25 protein-coding genes and 2 pseudogenes are annotated in these 24670 nt (G+C 37.2%); 8 read left to right on the top strand and 19 right to left on the bottom strand.

What is annotated here, in order from left to right; genetic code table 11:
• Positions 1 to 9 precede the first annotated feature (9 nt).
• Together NG743_RS16100 and pyrE are read left to right on the top strand one after the other, a co-directional pair.
• Positions 10 to 543 carry an REP-associated tyrosine transposase gene (locus tag NG743_RS16100; RefSeq protein WP_257120430.1) on the top strand — a complete coding sequence of 178 codons (534 nt, stop codon included), beginning with the start codon at positions 10 to 12 and terminating at the stop codon, positions 541 to 543.
• 166 nt (positions 544 to 709) lie between these two features.
• Complete coding sequence (gene pyrE / locus NG743_RS16095; protein ID WP_027403715.1) at positions 710 to 1327, top strand: orotate phosphoribosyltransferase; 618 nt, start codon at positions 710 to 712, stop codon at positions 1325 to 1327.
• Positions 1328 to 1545: 218 nt separating this feature from the next.
• Here the strand turns inward: pyrE and NG743_RS16090 are convergent, their stop codons facing one another.
• Positions 1546 to 2856, bottom strand: coding sequence for a tetratricopeptide repeat protein (locus tag NG743_RS16090; protein WP_257120429.1), 1311 nt, complete (start codon positions 2854 to 2856; stop codon positions 1546 to 1548).
• Between the two features lie 89 nt (positions 2857 to 2945).
• Positions 2946 to 6044, bottom strand: coding sequence for a plasmid replication protein, CyRepA1 family (locus NG743_RS16085; RefSeq protein WP_257120428.1), 3099 nt, complete (start codon positions 6042 to 6044; stop codon positions 2946 to 2948).
• Positions 6045 to 6692: 648 nt separating this feature from the next.
• On the opposite strand from NG743_RS16085, the gene argS reads away from it, so the two are divergent.
• The 3 genes from argS (at position 6693) to NG743_RS16070 (ending at position 9975) form a co-directional block, all read left to right on the top strand.
• Positions 6693 to 8450: an arginine--tRNA ligase gene (argS, locus tag NG743_RS16080; protein WP_027403713.1), complete on the top strand. Its 1758-nt coding sequence runs from the start codon at positions 6693 to 6695 to the stop codon at positions 8448 to 8450.
• A gap of 905 nt (positions 8451 to 9355) precedes the next feature.
• Positions 9356 to 9646, top strand: coding sequence for a nucleotidyltransferase family protein (locus NG743_RS16075; RefSeq protein ID WP_027403712.1), 291 nt, complete (start codon positions 9356 to 9358; stop codon positions 9644 to 9646).
• A complete protein-coding gene (locus NG743_RS16070) occupies positions 9643 to 9975 on the top strand; it encodes a HepT-like ribonuclease domain-containing protein (RefSeq protein ID WP_027403711.1) in 333 nt (110 codons plus the stop codon). The genes NG743_RS16075 and NG743_RS16070 overlap by 4 nt, the downstream gene beginning before the upstream one ends.
• A 55-nt stretch (positions 9976 to 10030) precedes the next feature.
• On the opposite strand, the gene NG743_RS16065 is transcribed toward NG743_RS16070, so the two are convergent.
• The 9 genes from NG743_RS16065 to NG743_RS16025 form a co-directional block, all read right to left on the bottom strand.
• A complete protein-coding gene (locus tag NG743_RS16065; RefSeq protein ID WP_027403710.1) occupies positions 10031 to 10258 on the bottom strand; it encodes a type II toxin-antitoxin system HicB family antitoxin in 228 nt (75 codons plus the stop codon).
• Positions 10255 to 10479, bottom strand: coding sequence for a type II toxin-antitoxin system HicA family toxin (locus NG743_RS16060; protein ID WP_027403709.1), 225 nt, complete (start codon positions 10477 to 10479; stop codon positions 10255 to 10257). Before NG743_RS16060 ends, NG743_RS16065 begins: the two co-directional genes overlap by 4 nt.
• A gap of 223 nt (positions 10480 to 10702) precedes the next feature.
• Entirely contained in the window at positions 10703 to 11830 is a 1128-nt protein-coding gene (locus tag NG743_RS16055) for a hypothetical protein (protein ID WP_257120426.1), read from the bottom strand.
• Positions 11775 to 12077, bottom strand: a complete 303-nt coding sequence (locus tag NG743_RS16050) for a hypothetical protein (protein ID WP_152540481.1) — start codon at positions 12075 to 12077, stop codon at positions 11775 to 11777. Before NG743_RS16050 ends, NG743_RS16055 begins: the two co-directional genes overlap by 56 nt.
• Before the next feature lie 684 nt (positions 12078 to 12761).
• Positions 12762 to 13100, bottom strand: coding sequence for a DUF5615 family PIN-like protein (locus NG743_RS16045; protein ID WP_027403706.1), 339 nt, complete (start codon positions 13098 to 13100; stop codon positions 12762 to 12764).
• Positions 13097 to 13321, bottom strand: a complete 225-nt coding sequence (locus NG743_RS16040; RefSeq protein WP_027403705.1) for a DUF433 domain-containing protein — start codon at positions 13319 to 13321, stop codon at positions 13097 to 13099. Before NG743_RS16040 ends, NG743_RS16045 begins: the two co-directional genes overlap by 4 nt.
• 32 nt (positions 13322 to 13353) lie before the next feature.
• A complete protein-coding gene (locus tag NG743_RS16035; protein WP_027403704.1) occupies positions 13354 to 13545 on the bottom strand; it encodes a hypothetical protein in 192 nt (63 codons plus the stop codon).
• A gap of 477 nt (positions 13546 to 14022) precedes the next feature.
• Entirely contained in the window at positions 14023 to 14601 is a 579-nt protein-coding gene (locus NG743_RS16030; RefSeq protein ID WP_027403703.1) for a hypothetical protein, read from the bottom strand.
• 125 nt (positions 14602 to 14726) lie between these two features.
• The gene (locus tag NG743_RS16025) at positions 14727 to 15608 is read right to left on the bottom strand and encodes a 4-hydroxybenzoate solanesyltransferase (protein WP_027403702.1); all 882 of its coding nucleotides are present in this window, start codon (positions 15606 to 15608) and stop codon (positions 14727 to 14729) included.
• A 91-nt stretch (positions 15609 to 15699) separates the two neighbouring features.
• Here NG743_RS16025 and NG743_RS16020 point away from each other — a divergent pair, with 91 nt between their 5' ends.
• Positions 15700 to 17346, top strand: a complete 1647-nt coding sequence (locus NG743_RS16020; RefSeq protein WP_027403701.1) for a Ppx/GppA phosphatase family protein — start codon at positions 15700 to 15702, stop codon at positions 17344 to 17346.
• A gap of 185 nt (positions 17347 to 17531) precedes the next feature.
• On the opposite strand, the gene NG743_RS16015 is transcribed toward NG743_RS16020, so the two are convergent.
• The 4 genes from NG743_RS16015 to NG743_RS16000 all read right to left on the bottom strand — a co-directional run bounded on the left by NG743_RS16015 (position 17532) and on the right by NG743_RS16000 (position 20115).
• A complete protein-coding gene (locus NG743_RS16015) occupies positions 17532 to 18047 on the bottom strand; it encodes a PIN-like domain-containing protein (RefSeq protein ID WP_257120425.1) in 516 nt (171 codons plus the stop codon).
• A complete protein-coding gene (locus NG743_RS16010) occupies positions 18044 to 18238 on the bottom strand; it encodes a DUF433 domain-containing protein (protein WP_257120424.1) in 195 nt (64 codons plus the stop codon). Before NG743_RS16010 ends, NG743_RS16015 begins: the two co-directional genes overlap by 4 nt.
• A gap of 89 nt (positions 18239 to 18327) precedes the next feature.
• On the bottom strand, positions 18328 to 18468 hold the full coding sequence (locus NG743_RS16005; protein ID WP_160170642.1) for a hypothetical protein: 141 nt from the start codon (positions 18466 to 18468) through the stop codon (positions 18328 to 18330).
• A 195-nt stretch (positions 18469 to 18663) separates the two neighbouring features.
• A complete protein-coding gene (locus NG743_RS16000) occupies positions 18664 to 20115 on the bottom strand; it encodes an MFS transporter (protein WP_027403698.1) in 1452 nt (483 codons plus the stop codon).
• A gap of 71 nt (positions 20116 to 20186) precedes the next feature.
• On the opposite strand from NG743_RS16000, the gene NG743_RS15995 reads away from it, so the two are divergent.
• Positions 20187 to 20726 (top strand): phosphoribosyltransferase, encoded by a 540-nt coding sequence (locus NG743_RS15995; RefSeq protein ID WP_257120422.1) that lies wholly within the window; start codon positions 20187 to 20189, stop codon positions 20724 to 20726.
• Here the strand turns inward: NG743_RS15995 and NG743_RS15990 are convergent.
• Positions 20712 to 21629: an AEC family transporter gene (locus NG743_RS15990; protein ID WP_027403696.1), complete on the bottom strand. Its 918-nt coding sequence runs from the start codon at positions 21627 to 21629 to the stop codon at positions 20712 to 20714. The genes NG743_RS15995 and NG743_RS15990 overlap by 15 nt on opposite strands.
• A gap of 83 nt (positions 21630 to 21712) precedes the next feature.
• Between NG743_RS15990 and NG743_RS15985 the strand changes: the two genes are divergently transcribed.
• Positions 21713 to 22513 (top strand): M15 family metallopeptidase, encoded by an 801-nt coding sequence (locus NG743_RS15985; RefSeq protein WP_027403695.1) that lies wholly within the window; start codon positions 21713 to 21715, stop codon positions 22511 to 22513.
• 325 nt (positions 22514 to 22838) lie between these two features.
• On the opposite strand, the pseudogene NG743_RS15980 reads toward NG743_RS15985, so the two are convergent.
• The 3 genes and pseudogenes from NG743_RS15980 to NG743_RS15970 all read right to left on the bottom strand — a co-directional run.
• Positions 22839 to 23052: pseudogene (locus NG743_RS15980) on the bottom strand (ACP S-malonyltransferase); the annotation flags it as partial.
• 1 nt (position 23053) lies between these two features.
• Positions 23054 to 23173, bottom strand: a pseudogene (locus NG743_RS15975) (DUF433 domain-containing protein); the annotation flags it as partial.
• 169 nt (positions 23174 to 23342) lie between these two features.
• On the bottom strand, positions 23343 to 24419 hold the full coding sequence (locus NG743_RS15970) for a PIN/TRAM domain-containing protein (protein WP_027403694.1): 1077 nt from the start codon (positions 24417 to 24419) through the stop codon (positions 23343 to 23345).
• Positions 24420 to 24670 lie beyond the last annotated feature (251 nt).

Genomic DNA, 24670 nt, shown 5'->3' with positions numbered 1-24670 from the left:
AAAAATACAATGGGACGCAGCCGCTATCATGTATTAGGAACTCAACCCCACTTTCTTACCTGCACATTGGTAAATTGGATGCCATTATTTGGCAATATGGAAATTGCCCAAATTATTATAGATTCCGTCAATTTTCTCCAATGCCAGCAGCGGTTGACATTGTATCGTTATGTGATTATGGAAAACCATCTTCATCTTATTGCTGCTGCTGCCAACTTATCTAAAGAAATCGCAAATTTTAAATCATTTACCGCTTGTTCGATTATTAATTTACTTGAGAAAAATAACGTCAGTTATGTACTTCAGCAACTGGAAGTTCATAAATTAAAACATAAAACAAAACAAGATTATCAACTTTGGCAAGAAGGTTTTCACCCCCAAACAATTTCTAATGAGGAAATGTTTAGACAAAAATTAGATTACATTCATCATAATCCAGTGCAACGTGGTTATGTTGATGAGCCATCTCATTGGCGCTATTCTAGTTATCGGAATTATCTGGAATTACCAAGTTTATTGGCTGTTGAGTTGGTTGATTTTTGAGGTGTGAGGCAGAGCCTATGGGGGGCATTCCCAGCCGGAGTCTGGGAACGAGGGTAATGGAGTTGATTGATTCTCGCTACTTTTTGGGTAAATCTTAATTTATGCTTAATAAAGATAACTCTGTTGAGTTTCAATTTTGGTTTAACACAACTTTTAATTGTTTGTAATGTCTTATTCCTCTGAAGTTTCTAGCAACCCAAACATTTGGGCAACTACCACTGATTTAACTACTCTCCGTCAAAAGTTACTAGATTTATTTTGCCGACTTGCGTATCAAGAAGGTGATTTTGTTCTTTCCTCTGGACAACATAGTTCTTACTATATTAATGGTAAACAAGTCACACTTGACCCCCAAGGTGCTTTGGCTATGGCTAGATTATTATTACCAATGTTACCTAAAGATACTCAATCTGTGGCAGGTTTGACCTTGGGTGCTGATCCTATTGTATCAGCAGTTAGTGTAGTTTCTGTGTACGAAAATAGACCGATACCAGCTTTAATTATTCGCAAGGAAGCCAAGGGACACGGAACAATGGCTTATATTGAAGGTCCCAGTTTACCCCAGGGGGCAAAAGTCGTGGTTTTGGAAGATGTGGTAACAACTGGACAATCTGCCCTCAAGGCTGTGGAGAGGCTACAGGCGGCTGGTTATACGGTAGATAGGGTAATTTCCCTCATAGATAGATTGCAGGGCGGTGGGGAGCTATATGAGTCGGCTGGGTTGCAGTTTGAGGCTTTATTTACGATTGAGGATCTTCAAAAACACTATCGAGAAATTAAGTAGGGGCGGGGTTTCCCCCTCCAGGAGTCAAGAGTATGGCTAACGCCACGCTGCGCTATCAGAAGGTAGGGGCGCAGGGCCTGCGCCCATTCAGGAGTTCAGGAGAAAGAAGAAAGAAGAAAGAAATTTCTCCCCTACTCCCCTACTCCCCTACTCCCCCTACTCCCCCTACTCCCCCTACTCCCCTACCCCCCCCACTCCCCTACTCCCCTACCCCCTATTCAAGACTGAGACATTCTGGAAATCAGATTGGTAATTTCCTGATAATACCGCGTATTTCCTGACTGAGAATAGAGATCAGCAGATTTACGAAAATCGGCGATCGCATCTAACTGATTACCTAAATGTTTATGGATATCTGCTCTGACTAAATAGGCTAAAGAATAACGGGGCTGTAATTGTATCGCTTGGTTTAAATCTGCTAATGCGTTATTTAAGTCTCCAACCAGAAAGCGACTCCGACCTCGATTAAACCAATCTTCAGCTAAACTAGGGTTAATGCTGATGGCTTGAGTATAATCTGATATAGCTTTTTGATATTCTTTCAGGGCATAACGAGCATTGGCGCGATCGCTATAAAATACAGCAGACTGGGGATTTAAGCGTAAAGCCTCTGTGAAATCACTAACTGCACCAGCAAAATCCTTAACTGCATAACGACTATTACCTCGATGATAATAAGCAGCTAAAAAATTTGTATCTATTAGCAAGGCTTGATTATAGTCTTGAATAGCCATTTGTATATTACCTAACAACTTATAAGCATCACCTCGCTTACAATAAGCCGGGGCAAATTCTGGAGATACTTCTATAGCTTGAGTATAATCTGTAACTGCATTAACAAAGTCTTGCATAGCCTCTCGTACCATTCCCCGTCCATAATAGGCTGTAGCTAAATGGGGATTGATTTGTAATGCTTGGTTATAATCTTTAACTGCATTTTCATAATTTCCTAATTGATGATGTGCATTAGCTCGAAACCCATATACTAAAGCTAAGGTGGGATTGATTTGTAATGCTTGGTTATAATCTTGAATAGCACTTTCATAATCTCCCAAGTTGCTATAGACTAAACCTCGTTCATAGTATGCTTGAATATCATCAGGAACTATTTTTAATGCTTGATTAAAATTAGCGATCGCTTGGTGATAATCTTGAATACGAGCATAAACTAAACCGCGATTGTAGTAAGCTGCACCAAATTTAGGATTAATTTCTAGAGAAAAATTATAATTAGAAAGCGCATTTTCATATTCTTGTAAAGCATAATAGCTATTACCAAGATTATGATAGGCTTCCGCAAAATTAGGATTTATTTTTATACATTGATGATAATCAGCAATAGCTTTTTCATAATTCCCTAAAACATGAAAAATATTACCTCGATTAATGTAAGCCATCGAAAAATTAGCATATAATTCTAAAGCTGCATCAAAATTAGCAATTGCTTGTTGATAATTACCATCATGATAATGATCTAAACCCTGTTGGTGCAAAGCATTAACAACATCAAAATTGATATTTTTATTCATTTTGTAACTTGTAAGCGCACAAAATATATCTTACCACAAATACAGTTATATCCCTGACTTCTTTGAGAAGTCGGGGATCTGTTTTTTGTTTAACTTGTCAGTACAGTTTCATACTGAGATTTTCCAGACAAATCCACCATTTCTCGTTCCATATTATGTAAAGAAGTTAACATCAAATCATCACGGTGTTGCCAAACTGTAAATATTTTATTTCTACCATCATTGAGAGTTTCTAAATCAATTTTATAACCATCATTAACTTGTTGCAACTTCAAACCCAACAAACTTAAAAGCCTGTTTAATAACTTAATTCCCGCAACAGATTCCTTACCTCTAACTAAATCAATTCCTAAAGCCCGTTTAATATGTCTACTACTTTGTATAGCCACATTTTTCAACCAAATTAAGTCAGCATCACTTTCAGTAAATACCCTTTCTATTTCCAAAAATTGCATTATTCCCAAAGCCCGCATAGCTTCCACCTTGAGAGTATAAGTTCTTAAATCTGGCAGAAAAACCTTACCCTCACCCCACAATAATTGCTGACTCCATTCTTGTTGATCTTTGACATGAAAATATTCACTTTCATGAGTTAAATAATAATGAATTAACAATTGCCCATAATATCCTTTTTCGTCTTGTAATTTCAGTTGAGGAGTAACTACAATTCCATACCTTTGTCTGAGAATATATTTATTAACTTGATGACGTTCGGCATTACTGAGAGAATGTTTAGTCAATAGTTGTTCATATTCTACATAGTTAATATCTTTGGCTGTAGCTACAGAATTGGCTGCTGCTAATTGATTCTGCTGCTTAATGTCCTTGATTTTGCGTTTAATTTCTTTAGCTTTTTGACGACTTTGCGCCCAATCTTTTTGCACTTTTACAATTTCGACAATTAACCGTTTACGATTTTCTAAATCACTAGGTTCAGTGGCAAAAAAGGCTAAACGTAAATCACGGAGAATGTTGTTTTGTACTTCATTACTTCGCATTTGAATATAATGACCATCAGCTATCAATCCATCTTGCATAGATTGCCGATAAAGACGAATAGAGGCATTTACCCTAGCAGATAATTTTGCCCAAGTGCGTAAATGAATGGGATCATAAACTAAAGGTAAATCTACATCTATTTTGTGTAAAGGACTTAATAAAGCCAAATTTTCTTTTTGATTTTCTTGATACCAATGAGATAGTAACCGATAATTTGTACTACCACTACCAATTAAGCCAATACCGCGTTTAGCACACCAAATCACACGGGGGACATTATCTCTAACTCTTGCTAAAGCTTGACGGGCTTCTGAGTCAGGAATTACCCCTTGAAAAATACCATAAACTCGGTCAAAATGTTGGACATCAATACTAATTCCTGTTCCCAAACTAGGGGTAACAAAAACAGTATCATAATCAGTAATTTTTTGATTAATTGCTGCTATCAAATCAACGGCTGCATGGCCAGGTGTATTAGTAGTATGACTGCTAACTACCAGGGTTTCAGGAAATTCTCTTCTGAGTTTTTGTAACCGTTCCCTTAAATAACGTTCAATGGTTTCACAACTGTAACGTCCAGAACGACTATCGGTAGTTACATAGCATCTTCGTCCAGCAATTAGGTCTAATTCCAGTTGATGAATTAGGGGTGTAGGATTGGGTGAATCATAAAAAGTTGTATCCCAACCTTTTGCTGGTTTCCATTCATTGACAACTACCCAAGGGGTTAATTTAATTCCTGATAAAGTCTGTAAATATTCTAAAGATACATCTGATAAATCGGCATCTTGGGCAATGATTAATCCTCCAGTTGTGAGAATTGTAGAAATTAGTTGTTGAAAAATGCGGAGAATTTTAACTCGTTTTTGTTTACAGGTATTGCTATTGAGTAAATGCCATAAAGATTGTTCAACTTCATCTAAAATTAAGATTGCACCACGCCAATCTTCGGGTTTTAATTTCCAAATTGAATCTACACATAATCCTAAAGATGGGGTAATTGCTAAAGGATAAGTAACAGGTACTTCATCAGCTTCTATACTCCATTCTTGATGTTCAAGACCCCATTTAATGCCGATTTTATCACATAAAAACCGTCCTAAGATGATTCTATGGGTAATTAATAAAACTGGTTGATTATGGTTTTTTGCTTGTTGGACAATGCTTTCTAGGGCTGTGGTTTTACCTGTACCTTTTGCTGATTTAACTCCCACTAAACCAGAGGTAGGAAAGGTAATGTTTCCCAAATAAGGACGGTTAATAGTAAGTGCTGCCGGAATTGTTAACTCTGTGTGAGGTTTGGTTTGGGCAATATAAATATCTAGATCTAGACTTTGACGATAAATTTTATCAAATGCTGTTGCACCTTTAGCAATGATAAATTCATCAACTCCTTTTTCTTTTCCTGGAAGTTCGACAACTTTAACAGGGCAGTTTTGTTGTTGAAATAAATAACCGAGTTGGGAAATAGCATTATTTACAGCGGCAATTTTTTTGCCTTGAGTTTCAAAATCGAAACAAATATAAAAATCGCGTTTTGTATGTGTAAATGCGGCTAAATCAGGGATTAATTGCCGACGGGTAACTTTGCCAAATTCATCTTTAATGACCCGATAACCGCTATTAATACCGGGAATCGCAATCGCAACATATCCCTGACTTAAAAGGGCTGCGGCTTTTTTCACACCTTCACAAATAACAATAGCTATTTTATTTTTAATTACCCATGACCAAAAACCTTCGGCTTCACCATCATGATTAATGGTGATATTTTCCGGTAAACTTAAGTTGTAACGTTGTCCAACTTCTTGCCAAATTTGTAAGGATATGCGTAAACAAAATATGCGTGTGGGTGTGCTGGGAGGATGTTCATATTTGATGGATTTACCTTTTTGATTTTGTCGCGGTTGGTTGGGCTTAAAACATCCCCATTCCATATTATGCCAATTGTTGAGGGGGTCTAGTCCTGAACACCACCAACCACCTGCGGTAACATGATAATAACGCTGTAACCAAGCATTTCTAATCATCCCTGTATTGGTGCGAGGGAGTTGGTCAGAAATTAGCAAATATTCATAAGCACTGATGCCCTGAAGCGATTTAAAGTTTAAAAGAATTAAGTCTAAGTTTATACCACTGCTCTTGACTAATTCTTCAAGGTGTTGTGGATGTAAAGAAGGCAGATACATAAGCTGAAGCAGCTAAGGAAGATAACAAGATCAAAACTTTAGCACGGCTCGGCTGATTTTTTATAAAAGAAATTCCTGTTTTTAAGTGTTACTTTTTTTACTTTGTTTTGATAAATACTTCTGTGAATATATCAATGCGTGGTTAGGGTTGTGCAACCGTAAATATAATAAATTTGTATTGTGATATTTATACATATATAATTTTTGGTTATAGGTATTAGCTATTCTTAGGAATGTGGATTAAATAAATTGCAAAAGTAGGGTGTGTAAAGCCCTTGCGGGCATGGCTTCGCTTAAAGCGACAGCGTAACGGGTAGTCGAAAATCCCATCTCTCAAACTCTTACTCTCTGCGCCTGGAGCGTCTCTGCGTGTTCGCGCAGCGTGCCGTAGGCATAATAAAATCATACTTTTACTCAGCAACACCGATAATTTCTATGCTTAAACTCAAAGAACGTCAGCAGTAAATTAGCTAATAGAATCAAGTATTAGTTAAAATTAAACGCAGATAAACGCAGATAAACGCAGATAAAGACGGATGAATTTAAGGATTTGATGATTCTGTTCAGCTTGATCTTAGTTTGGTATAACTATATTTTTAAGCTAAAATCAAGCATTACAGCACTTTTGACACAGATACAATTTACATAATGAATGCTACACAAGAACAACTAAAACTCAAATTAACACAGGCTTTAGTCGCTGCTTTTGGTACAGATTATACCAATACAGATCCAATTTTGGTGGCTGCAAGTAATCCTAAATTTGGTGACTATCAAGCTAATGTGGCTTTATCCCTGAGTAAAAAGTTAGGAAAGCAACCCAGAATTATCGCTGCGGAAATCGTCAGTAAACTAGATGTATCTGATATTTGTGAAACCCCAGAAATCGCTGGACCTGGTTTTATTAATCTTAAATTACAAACATCTTACTTGGAAGCACAACTTAACGCCATTCAGGTAGATGATAGATTGGGAATACCCACAGCGAAAAATCCCCAAAAGCAAATTGTTGATTTTTCCAGTCCGAATATTGCTAAAGAAATGCACGTTGGACATTTACGTTCTACCATTATTGGTGATTCTATTGCCCGGATTTTAGAATTTTGTGGCCATAATGTTTTGCGGTTAAATCATGTTGGTGATTGGGGTACACAGTTTGGGATGTTAATTACCTATTTGCGGGAAGTTTATCCAGAAGCACTGACTACTGCAAATGCTTTAGATATTGGGGATTTAGTTAATTTTTATCGCAAAGCCAAACAGCGATTTGATGAAGATCCGATTTTTCAAGAAACTTCTCGTCAAGAAGTTGTGAGATTACAAGCTGGTGCGGAAGATACACTTCATGCTTGGAAATTGCTATGTGAACAATCTCGACAAGAATTTCAAATCATTTATGATTTACTGAATATAAAATTAACAGAAAGAGGTGAATCTTTTTATAATCCTTTATTACCAAAAGTTGTTAAAGATTTAGCAGCAACAGGATTATTAGAATCAAGTCAAGGGGCAAAATGTGTTTTCTTGGATGGTTTTACAAATAGGGAAGGTGGTCCTTTACCTTTAATTGTCCAAAAAACTGACGGTGGTTATAACTACGCAACCACAGATTTAGCAGCATTAGGTTATCGGATTCAAGAAGATAAAGCCAAACGCATTGTTTATGTGACAGATGAAGGACAATCTAACCACTTTGCCCAATTTTTCCAAGTCGCAAGAAAGGCAAATTGGATTCCTGATGATGTGGAATTAGTTCATGTTCCTTTTGGTTTAGTATTAGGTGAAGATGGGAAAAAATTTAAAACTCGTTCTGGGGATACTGTGCGCTTACGAGATTTATTAGATGAAGCTATTAACCGCGCCCGTGCAGACATAGAAAAGAGATTACAAGAAGATGAACGCACAGAAACAGAAGAGTTTATGCAAAATGTCGCTGAAGTAGTGGGGATTAGTGCGGTTAAATATGCTGATTTAAGCCAAAATCGCACCAGTAGTTATGTCTTTAGTTATGACAAAATGTTATCTCTCAAAGGCAATACAGCCCCTTATCTTCTCTATGCTTATGTGAGGATTCAAGGTATTAGTCGTCAAGGGAATATTGATTTTACCAACTTGGGAATAAATCGCCAAATCTTACTAAGAGAAGATGCAGAATTAACTTTAGCTAAACATCTGCTGCAACTTGATGAGGTGATTAAGGAAGTAGAACAGGATTTATTACCAAATCGTTTGTGTGATTATTTGTATCAACTCAGTGATAAGTTTAACAAGTTCTATGAAAATTGCCCTGTTCTCAAATCTGAAGAACCTGCTAGAACTTCGCGGTTAATGTTATGTGATTTAACTGCAAAAACGCTGAAGTTGGGATTATCTTTGTTGGGAATTAAGGTTTTAGAAAGGATGTAGATATAGCGGTTATTGGTTGGGTGAAATACAAGAACCCCACCCCCAACCCCCTCCCCGCAAGCGAGGAGGGGGGTTATGACTGTATCTCATTTAAGTGCATACTGCTATAAAATAAAAGAATTCGGAAGTAGGTAGGGGTTTAGCTTTTGCTCATTGGTGTCAAATTAAGTTAAAAATGGCTTAAGGGATCACCAAAAAATAAATTACCCAATTTTGTGGGATGGGCATCCTGCCTGTCCTTGGTAATTAGCGGGCAAGATGCCCGCACCACAAGAAACTTTTGGGGATTTTTTTAATTGGAAGTCCCTAAGTAATTAGACAAAAATATTTATTTACAGTCATTGCGAGCGAAGGGAAGCAATCACAACCCTTGGAATTGCTTCATTTCACTTCGTTCCATATGGCTAACGCCACGCTGCGCTAACGCAATAAAATTGTGTAATTAATTCTGTCTCACTACTTATCTGTTGGCTTCCACACCCGCCCGGAAATGATAGCCTAGCGTGGCGTAAGCCATATTTCCGGGCTAATAGCGAAAGTAAACTCAAGTTTACTCAAAAATTTCCGGGTTATTTAGTCATCTTCAGATGACTTCTGCTAAGTAGTGAGACAGAATTAATTACACAATTTCATTGGGAATGGAACGAATTGAAATGAAGCAATCGCAAGGGTTGTGATCCCTTCGCTCGCAATGACTGTAAATATTTTTGTCCAATTACTTATTAGACTGGGAATTCATTCCCAGGCGGGCTTTACCCTGACATAATATCAAACATATTCAGTATTTTTTTGATAATATTCCGGTATTATTCTCATTTATCAATGGCTGAATTTTCTCTTTATATTGACAACTCCTGATGTAATCTAATAAAATAGAGAGGGTTAAGGTTTATCAACAATAAATTATGGGAATTGAAGAATTATTACTACCATTTCGAGAACAAATATTAAAAATTGCCACTAAATATGGTGCTTATAATATGAGGGTTTTTGGTTCTGTTGCCAGAGGTGAAGCAACACCAGATAGTGATATAGATTTTTTAGTAGAATTAAAACCACAAAGTAGTTTATTTGATTATATTGGTTTAATGCAAGATTTAGCAGCATTGCTAGGACGAAAAGTGGATATTGCTGAACCTAATAATTTACATGAATTAATTAGAGATAAAGTATTAAGTGAATCTGTGCCATTATGAAAGATGAGCGTTTATATTTAAGTAATATTCAAGAATGTATTGAACGGATAGAGGAATATACAAAAGGTAGTAAGGAAGAATTTATGCAAACCAAGATGATTCAAGATGCTGTAATTCGCAATTTTGAAATCATTGGGGAAGCTGCAAAAAGATTATCACCTGAGTTGAGAAGTAAATATTCTGATGTTCCTTGGCAGCAAATAGCAGGTTTACGAGATGTTTTAATTCATGATTATTTAAAGGTAAATCTTAATTCAGTTTGGCAAATTATTGAACAGAATTTATCTGATTTAAAAAGACAAGTTACAGCGATTCTGGAAAATTTATGATGGTAAGGGTTTAGCAATGATAAACCCTGCTAATATATTTTAATTTTATTGAATATTAAGCCACCTTCATTAATTGTTCCAAAGATTTAACTACAGGTAAAGGTTTACCATCTTCTTGATATTCGGCAATTAGCATTTCTATAACTTCCTGAGCATTTTTAATAGCTTCTTCATAAGTATTACCATGAGTATGATATTTTTGAGTAGGAAATTCTGGTAAATGAACTAAATAACATTTATCTTCACTACTCCATTGAATAATAATTGTGTAATGTAAATTCATTCTTCTGACTCCTCTTCTTGAATTGATTTTAATTTTACTAATTTTTCGGTAACTTCTTTTTCTATATATAGTTTAGCATCATCTCCATCTTTACCAGATATGGTAATCGGATCACTAGGTAATAAAGGATGATACCACCGGGTATGACTTCCTTTTGCTGAACGGTAAATAAAGCCAGCTTTTTTGAGTAAACTTTTTAATTCTCTGATTTTTTTAGGCATTTTTCATGGGTTTTATGAGGTTTATATCTATGTTGGTTTTAACATTAAATTTAGGGGTTTAGAAATGATATAAGAAACCCACCCCCAACCTCCTTCTCGCTTGCGAGGAGGAGGCTATGATTTACCTTGTTTAAGTGCATATCGCTATAATTAGGGGTTTAGCCAGTGTTTCCTGAAAGAGGGTGATATGATATCTTGAATATGTTAGTTATCTTGTGTTTGATTAACCTTTAGCAATTTCCAAGAGCCAAGTTTTCAAATCACCTTTATCAACATCATTCGCATCTTTGAAATTAAACATTATTTCTATCAGTTCCAACTTGCGATCAAAGTTCCTCTCAATATGCGGAAAACTTACCATCCTAGTCTTACAAGGTAGATAAACTTTTCCTAGCAATAAAATTTCATTAACAATTCCACCATGTAATAAATGTTCATTAATATGCCACAAAAGACATTGACTCAAACAACCTAAAGCATCTACCGCAATTTGCGGCTCACTGATGCGATTTTTTAGCTGATCTAAAACAAAAGATGCTACATTTTCCACATCTATAAGTTTAGCTCGCCATTCCGCAGGTTGACCAAGACTGATAATTCTCGCTAAAGCCCAAAAAGCTTTTTGACGTAAAGCTAAAGGTGAATTAGCTTGAATAATAGATTGCAATCTAGTGATATTTTTAGTAGAAGGTTCTGCACAAATTCCAAAGGAGTTAAGTAAAGAAACAGCACGGGGTTGGTTTGATATTTCTGAGAATTGTTGGTAAATTAACTCGCCAAAATCTGACCACAAAAGTTTACCGGGAGTATGGGCGATCGCTGAATATAGTTGTTCATTGTTAGATTGAAAGCGAGATAACCCAGATTCAAATTGTCGCAGAATCCAACTATGATATCTTTGTTCCAATTCTCTAGTTTGAAAGTCAGCAGCATCAGAAGGTAGAGATTGGATTATATTAGATAAAGCCCTCACTGCTACTATTTGTCTTGTTTTTTGCAAGTCAGCGTTAGTATTACTTCCTTGTTCCAACCATTGCAACAAACTTTGAACAATTGATAGCCGATTTGTAGCTTTACGAGTTTGCCTTTCCAGGTCATTTATTTGATCATAAATATTCCCATGTGGATTTTGAGAAAGACTTAATGACACTCTACCCCATTGGGTAAATTGTACCAGAACACTAGGATCTGGTTCGCTGCCTATCCGTGCGCGGGGAATATTGGGAATGGGAATGGGAGTAACAGGTGCTGGTATTGGGTCATCAATAGTATCTCCGTCTGTGTCCGGTTCTTCCTCAGAAACTAATAACGGAAAACGACAATCTGGACGATCTCGATGTACAAGTGTCAACCATAATCGGGACAACAAAGGTATCACGACGATCTGTAAATGGAGATTCATCAAAAGCCGTTTTTGGGTCTAATTTATCAATTAATTCAGGTTGAATGTCTAGACATAACAGGTCTTTTAGTGCTTCCTGCATCTGACGATAGTTGATACTATAGAATATAGAAAAATTACCATCTAAAGCAACATATTCAAATGGCAATTTGAACTCTTCTTTATCTTGACTAAAAATATATTCTGCTCCCCACACTTGCTTAAATTTTTCGGCATAAATTCTCAATTCATGGCGGAGTTTTTTCTGATCAGGTGCAGATAATTTTTGGATTCTGCTATATTTATCAATTCTTGACGTGCTTGGTTACGAGTTTTTTCTAACTGCTGTTCTTCAGTTGAGTTTTTCTATTAATTCTCTCAGTTCTTGCTGGGGACGCGGGGTAAAATATTTATAGGAGTCTTCTATAAATAATAAAAATTGTCCCCAAGGATTTTTTTCTAGCATTTCTAAAGCAAATGCTTCCTTTAAAGAGATATCTTTTTTTTTGTAGACGAGGACGAGCTAGTACAGAATCTTTCTGAGGCTTGATGATTGGTTTGAGAGTGTGGTTATCCATCAAATTTACTATCAATTTAACTGCTTGATGTAATAAATAATATGTCATTTAACATAATAATTGCATCCAAGCGTAGTTGTAAAGGTGTTACCTGTTTATTTTTCCTAAATTTTGTTGCTACAGGACTTTTTAGCACGGGAAAGCGATACTTTTCGCCATTATAGATATCATTAGGTAGTTCAAAGATGGGCGTTGCTGATTCAGAATATGATTTTACCTCACGTAGAGGCGCAGAGTCACAGAGAGTAAGAGTTTGAAATCATTGATTTTTCAATTTTATACTTCAGTTCAGCAACGCCAATATTCTTATTTGATATCCAGTATTAAGATTTATTGATTTCTACAATCATTTCTCCTTGGCGTAATTTTTCCAACGCATCATGTAAAGTGAAATTCAGAAGTTGACGCAAATTACGATTAGTAACATTTCCACAAGTTAACCAAATAATTTGCGGAGGTGTACCCAAGCGACAAACCAAGTCAACAAAATCACTATCTTTTGTCATAATTATTACATTAGCTATTTTGGCAGCTTCAAAAATATCAATATCTTTAGCATCACGTAAACCAATTTCTTTTAATGAAAATGCTTCGATAGCAAAAGTGTTTGTGATCCAATCTGCTAATGTTGGAGGTAACTGTGCATCAATCCAAATTTTCATGCTGTTAATCTAACAAAATCAGTACGTCTTGCAGCGAATATTAAACAAGCCTGAATATCTTCTAGTTCTAAATCAGGAAAGTCTTCTAAAATTTCATTTACACTGACATTTTCTGCTAACATTTCTAAAATGTCGCTAACTCTAATTCTCATTCCCCGAATGCAAGGACGACCTCCACATTGACCAGGTATTTGTGTGATTCGAGTTAATAGTTCATTCATTGATTTAATTAAAGGTGATAATAAACGATATTTTAGCATAATTCCTGACGCAAACCCAGATAATGACGGTAATCATTTGCCCATTCTATAAATAGGGTATCATCTGATAATATCCCTAGTTTGCGTGCGAATAGGGAAGAACTACAACCAGTGATAATAATCGGAGAAGCGGGAAATAAGAGAACAAAGAATAATAATAAATGGGATAATTTGTGTAATTTCATAGATGATACTCCTGTTATTTGATAATTTGGTAATTGGTTAATTTTTGGTTTGTTTCATAAACCGTCTGGGAATAAATTCCCAGTCTAATAGCCCAAGTCCGTTAAAAGGGACTAAAAAATTCGGCGTTGCTGAATTGAGGTATGAAATTCCCAAATTGAACCTTTAAAACTCAAACCTCAGTGCGTCTTTGCGCCTTTGCGTGAGACTAGAATTCATACCCTTAGGAACGCAAATTTAATAACCTGCAATTCTTATGTAACCTGGAATGCTGCGTTACGCTGTCGCTAACACACCCTACTTTTGCACCTTATTTAATTCACATTCCTTAATCAGCAACGCCAAAAATTCTTCCATTCAGTCGGTTTCAACCGACTTTAGCTTTCAGACAGGGAATTTATTCCCTGGCTTTAAATACCTTGAAAATATCAACAGTACAAGTTAAATTACTACCATAGTGCTTAAATTTCCTCCTGCTTTTACCATTTTTCCGCCCAGTAGATAATTTCTGAAGATGAAACATCAATTGCGACTCCATGACTATTACCATGATTCCACTTTGTACCGGGTTGGCTTTTATCTTCAGCTTTTAATACCAATATTTCATAACTGCTAGGAAAAGTTTCTGTTTCTGAATCGCTAGTATAAAAGAATGTTGTCGGTACGCCGTTGGGTTGGTTACTATGATTATTTGTATTCCCACCCTGGTATTGATGCTGGGAGATTTTTTTGTATTGTTTCAGCAGGTTTTTGATTTTTGTTTGTGGTTCTTTGAGACGAATTTGTAAAGAACTACTTTCGGGTGTGATTCCGGGAGAATAAGCCATTTGTAAAACTTGAGCATCACTAGGAATTTGTCCGGGAAAATGTTGAATTTGTTGAAGATCAGCCCATTTGTGATGACGAATTTCTTGATATTGTGATGTATCAGTAATTGGCTGTAGTTGTTTAGTTTTACTAGTAGCTTTATTAATCAGGAAACCGCCAATAACTAGACCAAAACTACCCAGGGACAGGAGAATTATTGTAGCGAGTTTAACTAAAATAGATTGATTCATTTGGTTGGGTTGCATCTAGCTGGTAGATTAATATCCCAACCTTTAAAACAGTAGTCCTGATAGTTTTAATCTAGCCTGAGTTAGATTGACAGGAAAATTTTGATTTGGTTAAATTGATTACAAATTTAAAAAGAACCAATGATCATTCCTGCCAAAATTAAAAAACCAATCCAGACGTTTTGACGAAACATTTCCCCATAGGCAGGGTGAGGTATTTTTGGCTGTTGTAAGCGCCTAATTTGCCAAATCCAACCGACGGTGGCGAAGATTAAACTGATCCAAAATGCTGTCTTTAAGTGAACTAATACACCTACTCCAGCTAGGAGAATAACTGTCCCCATGAGGAAAATAGCGATCGCTGTAGGGGTATATTTACCAAAGAATATAGCACTAGAATTAATACCTATACGTTTATCGTCTATGCGATCGCTCATCGCATAGATTGTATCAAATCCTAATGTCCATAATACCGTTGCCCCCCAAAGTAACCACGTCGGTGCTGTAATATTGGCTGTAACTGCACTCCAACTAATTAAAACCGCAAAACCCCAAGCTATGGAAAGCACCAATTGGGGAACAGGAAATACCCGCTTTGCACCGGGATACAGGACAATCACCGGAACGGCGGCTACGGACAACCAGAAGCTTAATGGGTTAAGATAGAAGGCCATAACTGCGGCACAGGCGAGGGAGACTAGCCCCACCACAATCCCAATTTTAACGGAAAGGGTGCGAGATGCCAGGGGGCGATCGCGTGTTCTTTGAACTTGAGGATCAATATCTCTATCCCATAAATCATTAACCACACAACCAGCCGCACTGGTGGCGATACTACCGATAATAATCACTCCTACTAGGGGTAAAGGTGGTTTACCGGCAGCGGCTAAGAATACAGCCCATAATGCGGGTATCATCAGAATTAACCTACCTTCCGGTTTATTCCACCTTAACAGCCGGATAATTACAAGCCATAATGGTTCTTGGTTGGTTTTTGGTGTCTTCAACATATTTGGTCATTTAACATATCTTTACATTTATAGAATATCGTTATTTGCTATTTCTCTTTCAGTCCCTATTCATCTATTCACAAGCACGAAAATGGTAAATTCCGTCTCGGCTAACTGGGAGAATACACCCAGTCAATCAGTTCCAGAAAATCAGATGATTGCAGCCATTGATATTGGTACAAATTCTTTGCACATGGTAGTGGTAAAAATTGAAGCAACTTTACCATCTTTTACCATTATTGCCAGAGAAAAGGAAACGGTAAGATTAGGCGATCGCAATTTAATGACTGGCGACTTAAAACCAGAAGTTATGAGTAAAGCGATCGCCTGTTTAGGCAGATTCAAAACCCTTGCTGAAAGCTTAGGAACAAGTAGCATTGTAGCTGTAGCGACAAGTGCAGTCCGTGAATCTCCCAATGGCAAAGAATTTCTTCATCAAATCGAAACTGAAGTTGGCTTAATCGTTGACTTGATTTCTGGACCAGAAGAAGCCCGTCGCATCTACTTAGGTGTCTTGTCGGGGATGGAATTTAACAACAAACCCCACATCATCATTGATATTGGTGGTGGTTCAACAGAATTGATTTTAGGAGACAGCGAAGAACCCCGTAGTCTCACCAGTACCAAAATTGGTGCAGTGCGCCTAACCGGAGAATTAATCGCCTCAGATCCCATTAGCGAAACCGAATTTAAATACCTCCAGGCTTACGCTAGAGGAATGCTAGAACGTTCTGTAGAAGAAGTCCAAGGAAAACTCAAAATTGGCGATTCTCCCCAGTTAATCGGTACATCTGGGACAATAGAAACCATTGCCACCATCCATGCGCGGGAAAAATTAGGTCTTGTTCCCTCCACCCTCAACGGCTATCAATTCAGTCTTCAAGACTTGCGAACCTGGGTAAATCGCCTCCGCAAAATGACCAATGTGGAACGGGCGGCCATTCCGGGAATGCCAGAAAAGAGGTCAGAAGTAATACTTTCAGGAGCAGTAATTTTACAGGAAGCGATGACCTTGTTAGGAGTCGAATCCTTAACAGTATGTGAGCGATCGCTTCGAGAAGGCGTAATTGTAGACTGGATGCTGACTCATGGCTTCATTGACAACAGACTACGGTTTCAAAGTTCCATTCGAGAACGCAGTGTATTAAAAACTGCCAAAAAATACCAAACTAACTTAGAACATAGCGAACGTGTTACCGCTTTTGCGTTAGATATATTTGACCAAACCAAAGGACAACTACATTATTGGAATGCAGATCAACGCCAATTACTATGGGCTGCTGCCATTTTACACAATTGTGGTCACTATATCAGCCATTCATCACACCACAAACATTCATACTACTTAATTAGAAATAGTGAATTACTCGGTTATAACGAAACCGAAATCGAAATCATCGCCAATATAGCCCGTTATCACCGCAAATCTCCACCCAAGAAAAAGCACGACAGCTATCGAAATCTACTCCACAAAGAACATCGGATAATGGTTAATCAACTCAGCGCAATCTTAAGATTAGCTGTGGCTTTAGACAGAAGACAAATAGGAGCTATTGCTTATATTAAATGTGACTATATTCCCAACTTCAAAGAATTTAAGATCTCCATATTTCCATCTACCATTGATGATGAATGTTCCTTAGAAATGTGGAGTTTAGATTACAAAAAAGGAGTTTTTGAAGAAGAATTTGGTTTAAGATTCGTAGCAACATTAATGAATACAGCACATTTTATCTGAATTGGTAGCGGGCATTTTTCCCGCACCACAAATCTTTTAGCATTCATGTCTGTATCTGCAAATCGTAAAGTAGGGGCGCAGGTCCTGCGCCCTCAATTATATTGCACCAAGTGTGATTACCGCTAAGTAGGTGAACACAATAAAACCAATCTGTGTAAAGAAAAGTAAAATCGCCCAAACCCTCTTCACTCTTGCCTTGCTATAACGACAATTTTCAACGCCAACCTACTTATAGGAGATATTCTATCAGCTTTATAGCATTTAAATATTGTTAATATCATGATTAAAACTGCTGCATTTCTGCCAATTTTCCAAGACGTTATTTTGCCATCACGAGAGATTTTAGCAATAAATGGAGCAGGATGCTTACGAACAAATTTTTGCATTTGCTCAGTTGCTTTGATAAATATTTCTGCCATTTCTTCCCCTTTTAAATCTTGGGAAGTTAAAATAAACATTTTTATTTGAGCGCGAGCAACAGCAATTCTTTCTAATTTGTTTCTGCTGATTCTATCATCTTTAGTCAAAACAACCCAGCCTCTTTGACCTATTTCTGGTAGCCAGTCTACATCTTGAGTGCCTTGACCAAAATGTTGATCATAAATTTCAACTTGAATACCTGCATGGCGCAGTTTTTCTGGAACAGTTCCTGTACCTAAGCACCTATCAATAAAAAATATGATTGATTCAGGTTTACTCATGCAGCAGATAATTCACAGCGGATAGCTTCCTCAATTTTTAGGCGATCGCAATTATAATCACAAGCCAGATCCTGAATTGATTCACCAGCCTTTAATCTTTGAGCCAAAACAATCGTAGGAATTCCTGTCTCAGCAATCACAAGACGACCAAAAGCAATTCTAGGATCAGTTTCTCCATAAAGGTTTTTCATAAATGTACCTACCAGAGATTTTCATGTTTATTTATATCATACGCCTTATGTGAGTTAGGAACGCAAATTTAATAACCTGCAATTCTGATTTAACCTGGAATGGTGCGTTGCACCGCCAACGCCCATCGCAGCACCACCAACTGCTTCTGCTGTTCCGGCGATCGCACCAAAAAAGGAATTAAAAAAAGATGGTTGTTCTGTAGATAATTGACTTTCTGTTTTCTGTTCATAAATTTATAAGTGAAAACACTTTACGTACAGTGATTGTATTTTACTTATAAATACCTGTCAATAAGCTTTAACTAAAATAGCACTTTATAGCGGTATGCACTTGAATGAGATACAAAATTGACCTAAAAGCCTTACACTAAAATCTTTTCAACTCTGTCACCTGTCAACTGTCACCAGCAATATAACAATTGTGTTTATTTATTCTCCCGTTGTGCTTGCAGTTTTAGCATGATTTCTGCGTGCATTTCGCGGGTAATGGGATAGAAATAGACTAAAACCAACCCGGCAATTAAACAAACAGTTGGTATCGGTCCAACAGCGATACGAATAGCTAAAAGTGCCGATTCAGGTTGTATGGGTAAAGAACTTTGTCCAGCCACAGCTTCTTTAAAACCATAGGCTTGTAAAGTATTACCGACCAAAAATAGCCCAAAAGCTAAACCAAATTTTTGCAATAAAACCATGAAACCATAGAAAATACCTTCCCGTCGTTGTCCGGTTTGCAATTCATCTAATTCAATCACATCAGGTATCATTGACCAGGGAATTAGATAAGCTGTGGAAACTCCCACACCTGCCATTACAGCCATAACATACATTAATCCAATTTGTTCAGGCTGTAAGAAAAATAATCCAGCAGCAGCAATAATCCAGGAACTCATTCCTAAGAAATAAACCAGTTTTTTGCCAATCTTTTTACTTAAATAACTCCAAATAAATAACATAAACAAAGCCGTTCCCTGAACTGCAATCATGACTGTGGGGACATCTCCCTCTTTAAGTTTCATACAGTTAACGACAAAATAGGGAATAATGCTGGCTGTGATTTGCACACCTAACCAAGAAAAAAGATAAATAGCAATAACAAACAGAAAAGGTTTATTACTAAAGACAATTTTTAGCTGTTCCAAAAAGGGAATTTCGGCTTCTTGTGGTAATTCCATCCGTTTCGCTTCAAAAGCCAAAATGCGATCGCGCACCCCATAAACGCACCAATACAAGGATAAAACCGAAATCACCGTACACACAGCCGCTAAAATTAGATACTGTTGTTGGCGATCGCCAATTTGTGAGAAAATAATTTTTGATAAAATCAACGATAAAATACTGCCACCAATGGAAAACGTAAACCGAAAACTATTTAAACTAGTCCGTTCGTCGTAATCCTGAGTTAATTCAGGAGTCATGGCTGTATAGGGCAAATTCACAACAGTAAAAAATGCCTGAGAGACAATCCCAATAATTACATAATACCAAAACAAACACCACATATTAACACTTTTATCGGCAGTAAATTGAGGAACAATCCACTGCAAGAAAAAGAAAAAACCAAAAGGAATTGCCCCATATAAAAGCCAAGGTAAACGACGACCCCAGCGGCGGGATTGGGTTTTATCGGTCAACATTCCCACCATAGGATCATTGATACCATCCCAAATTTTGCCAATCATCAAAATACTACCTGCCAAACCCGCTGGAATTCCTGCCACATTGGTAAAGAAAACCATCATGTAAAATACAGCAATATTTGCAGTAATAGCTGGTCCTAAATCTCCAGCCCCATAAGCTAGTTTAGTTTTAAAATCTAATTTTTCACTTGTAAGAGATTTGTGAAAATCGTTATTATCAGAATTATCTTTAACCATAAATTACACCCTTATGAATTGACAATTGACAACAGATAATTAACAATTATTAACACACTTATTTTAGTCTTATGTCAGACCTTTACATTTCTTGGTCAGATTATCACCACAAAATTGAACAACTGGCTGTAAAGATTTATCAATCAGGTTGGGAATTTAACCAAATCGTCTGTTTAGCCAGAGGAGGACTGCGAGTAGGAGATATTCTCTCCCGCATATACAATCAACCATTAGCAATTTTATCTACCTCATCTTACAATGGCGCGGGTACATATAAAAGAAGTAATTTAATTATTTCTCGTCAATTAACCATGACTAGCGAAAATTTAGGTTCACGGATTTTGCTAGTAGATGATTTAGTAGACTCTGGTATCACTATTCAACAAACAGTTCCCTGGCTACAGAAACATGATGATTTTCCCATTCAAGAAATTCGCACCGCTGTAATTTGGTATAAAGCTTGTTCAGTTGTTGTTCCTGACTACCACGTTGATTATCTGGCTGATAATCCTTGGATTCATCAACCTTTTGAACATTACGAATCTATTAGTCCTTCCGAACTGGCAAGAAAGCAGAATTTAGGACTAAGAGAACAACTAAAACAACCATAACCAAACAGGAAGAGTAAACAACAAAACTATCATCCCTATAGCTAACGCAGTAACAGCCAAATCTCTATCTAAATCAAAGGTTTCTGCTAGTACCAAGGTAGCCAAAGCTGGAGGCATACCCATTTGTAAAACTATCACCTGTGCTGCGTTACCTGTCACCCCAAACAGCGACAGCATACTGCCAAAAATCATCGGCACTAATAGCATTTTAATAAAGACACTACTCCCTGCTTCTGGTAATTTCCGCCAAGATTTTAGTTGGGAAAGTCGCATACCAATTAACATCAAAGATAACGCAACTGCACCCCAAGCCAATTTCTCCAGACAAAATACCACCGGGGAGGGAAGGGTAACTTGATGTAATAATAAGCCACATCCAAAACTCCATAAAGCCGGATTAATCAAAATTACCTTCGCTATTTGCATCTGATTTTGGATATTATTACCAAACTTAGCAGCAAGAAACACACCTAAACCATAAGCTCCAAACAGCGAACCCAACATATCATAAAATAAAGCCCAGGCAAAATATTCTTTACCTACCATTGCTAAAGTAATGGGAAAACCCAGATAACCTGTATTACCTACCATTGCTGCTAAAATCAAACTACCTTGAGTTGTAGCGGGGGGAACTAAATGAGTAAAATGGGTTTGGGCTTTGATTCTTAACCAAGCTAATAATGCTCCCAGAAAGATTGCCAAATGAGCTATTATCGGTGCAATCCAAATCTGTCCTGATAAATCTGTTTGTATTAAAAAACCAATAATACTGATAGGTACTCCCACCCAATAGAGAAACTGACCTACGTAAGTAGAAGTATTTTTAGGCAATTTACGTCCCAGTATAAATCCCACTAGGATTAATCCCACCAACTTGATATATAGTTCTAAAAGATTTATCAAAATTACACCATAATTCAAAATTAAGAATTAAAAAAACTCGTTTTTTCTTTAACTAACTATTAAACACAAACAGGAGCAAAAACTTGAATAAAGCTGGGTTTCCTAAAAAACCGCACAATTCCTACCCTCTCTCTGGTGATGATATCCCAGTGGCTTTACGTGATACAGATGATGCCGGAAGTAAGATCAAAGTCCAACCTGTGATTTTAATTACAGGTGGATTAACAGGATTTTTGTTGCTGGCTGTGATTAGTGGTTTTTTGTTCTCGTTGACGGCACCTAAGCCAACTGCTAATTCTGTAGCTACACCAATTAGTTCTACACCTGTAGCTACCAATACCCCAGTTAGTAATAATGATACAGTGTTGGGACATTTCCTATACTCAGAAGCACCAGCATCAGAATTAGCCTCAATTACGGGTGACGGCAGAATCAGAATGCGAAAAGCTGCCGCTGTTCAATTTCAAGCAATGGTACAAGCAGCGAGAAGTGCAGGTGTAATTTTAGTACCAATTTCTGGGTTTCGTTCTGTACAAGAGCAAAAGCAGTTATTTTTCGGTGTAGGCGCACAGCGTAATCAAACCCCGGCGGAAAGAGCCGCCCTTAGCGCACCACCAAATCATAGTGAACATCATACAGGTTATGCGGTAGATGTTGGCGATGGCACAGTCCCAGCAACTAATCTCCAGGCTAATTTTGATAATACCAAAGCTTATCAGTGGTTACAAGCCAATGCTGCGAAGTTTAGTTTTGAAATTTCCTTTCCTAAAAATAATCTTCAAGGTGTCAGTTATGAACCTTGGCATTGGCGTTTTGTCGGTGATACTGATAGTTTAGAAACATTTTATAAAGCCAAAAACATCAAACCTGTAAAAACACAATAAGTAGGTTGGCGTTGAAAATTGTCGTTATAGCAAGGCAAGAGGCAATAGGCAAGAAGTTTTCAGCGATTTTACGTTTCTTTACACAGTTCGGTTTTATTGTGTTCACCTACTTAATAATAGTCAGAGAATATCAAATATCTAACACTGAAGCAATAAGTAATTGGACAAAAACATTTACAGTCATTGCGAGGGAAGGGAAGCAATCACAACCCTTGGAATTGCTTCATTTCACTGCGTTATATATGGTTAACGCCACGCTGCGCTAACGCAATGACATTGTGTAATTAATTCTGTCTCACTACTTAATGAAACTGTTTTATGATGTTTATGGAATGAAAAGCCGACCTACTCCCAAATAATTATCAATATCTATGATAATCTCAACTATACGATCAACACATTGTTCTCGATAATCATATTCATGAAGTTGGTGTATTTTCTTCACGCATTACTTTTTCTAATGAATCCTCACCTTTCATATTCCGATTAGCGGTGAGGATCATCATTTGATTTGCTTGAGCATAACACCAAACTGTGCGATGGATACTGAGCCTTGATCAAATCTATTACATCATAAAGGGTGATGCGCGTTCCCGCAATTGTTAGTCCTCGCTCAGTCCGAATAATAAATGCTTTTTCACTTGATAAGATGGTCTTCATATCTAAATTTATTTAGCAACGAGTATTCGTATTCTAATATTAATTAGATAACAATACCTTGTTTGAGATTGATCAGCCAAATACAAGCATTCAGCTTAATCAACAAAATCGGTGCAGTTTCCCGCACCGATTTACATAATTTAACTTTAATTTTCCGTAACATAATTCCTTAGGCTAAGGCAGAAGCTTGGGGTTTGGCGAAAATCATTCTGCCGGCGGAGGTTTGTAAGGCACTGGTAACTACTACTCGTAATTCACCACCGACATAACCTCTACCTTCTTCAACTACTACCATTGTGCCATCATCTAAATAGCCAATGCCTTGAGTTGGTTCTTTTCCTTCTTTAAGAATTTTCAAATCCAGATTATCACCGGGTAAATAAGTTGGACGGACGGCATTTACTAAATCGTGAACATTCAAAACTGGGACTTTTTGTACACTGGCAACTTTAGATAAATTGTAATCATTGGTAAGTAATGTGCCATTGATTTCTTGAGCAAAACGGACTAATTTAGCATCAACAGTAGGAGTGTCTTCATAGTCTACAGGGTTAATTAAAATCCGTTCTGGGTAAGTTTCTCGAATGCGGTTGAGAATTTCTAGTCCTCTTCTTCCTCTCACCCGTTTTTGGTCTTTACTAGCATCAGCTACTTGTTGTAATTCTTGTAAAACAAATTGGGGGACAAGAATTAACCCTTCTAGAAATCCTGTTTCTAGTAATGTTTCAATCCGTCCGTCTATAATACAGCTAGTATCTAAAACTTTGGTGTTGGCAGGTTTGAGAGTTCCTTCCACAACCATGCTTTCGACAGTATTGGGGTTAATTAATCTTAACAAACCTCGTCCGTGAGTATCTGCCAAATTCATCCCTGTAACAGAGAGGATAATACTACCAACAACGGCGACAAGAGGTTTGATAAAACCAAAATCTGGGGGAATGGGTAATAAAAATAGCGGGGCTAACATCAGATTGGCGAGTAGTAGCCCAATTACTAAGCCAATAGCACGGGTTAAGATGACTTCTAGGGGCATTTCCCGGACTTGTGATTCTAGACGGCGGTATGTAGTCTGGAAACTCAGCCCGACTGCACCACCAATAATGGCAGCAAAGACGGCTAGAATTAAGCGTAAGGCATCTAAATTGGTAACTCCACTGAGAGTACCTGGTGGGAGTAGGTCGGTGCTGAAATAACCTATCCCCGCCGCTGCCAAGATAAATGAGAGAATAATAATGACATCCAGCATGGTTGTGTTGTGTTCCTACAACTATATTTATTCGATAGAGTGAAGTATGCTTGTTTGAGTCCTTTTTAGTGATGGAATGATCTTAGCTGTTTAGGCAGACAGAATATGCCAACATTATAACTAAAGGGTTTTTACTGCATATTATTTTTATTTTTAGGGAAAAAGGATAAAAAGTTGTAAACCAACTCCTCATTTTCATTATTTTTAACAGTCAAATCAAATTAACTTCACTATTGATCAGAATGAGTCAA

This window comes from Dolichospermum heterosporum TAC447, assembly GCF_024584745.1.
GTDB lineage: Bacteria > Cyanobacteriota > Cyanobacteriia > Cyanobacteriales > Nostocaceae > Dolichospermum > Dolichospermum heterosporum.
The sequence above is the reverse complement of the archived record's forward strand: the minus strand, read 5'-3'. Positions and strand labels throughout refer to the sequence as shown.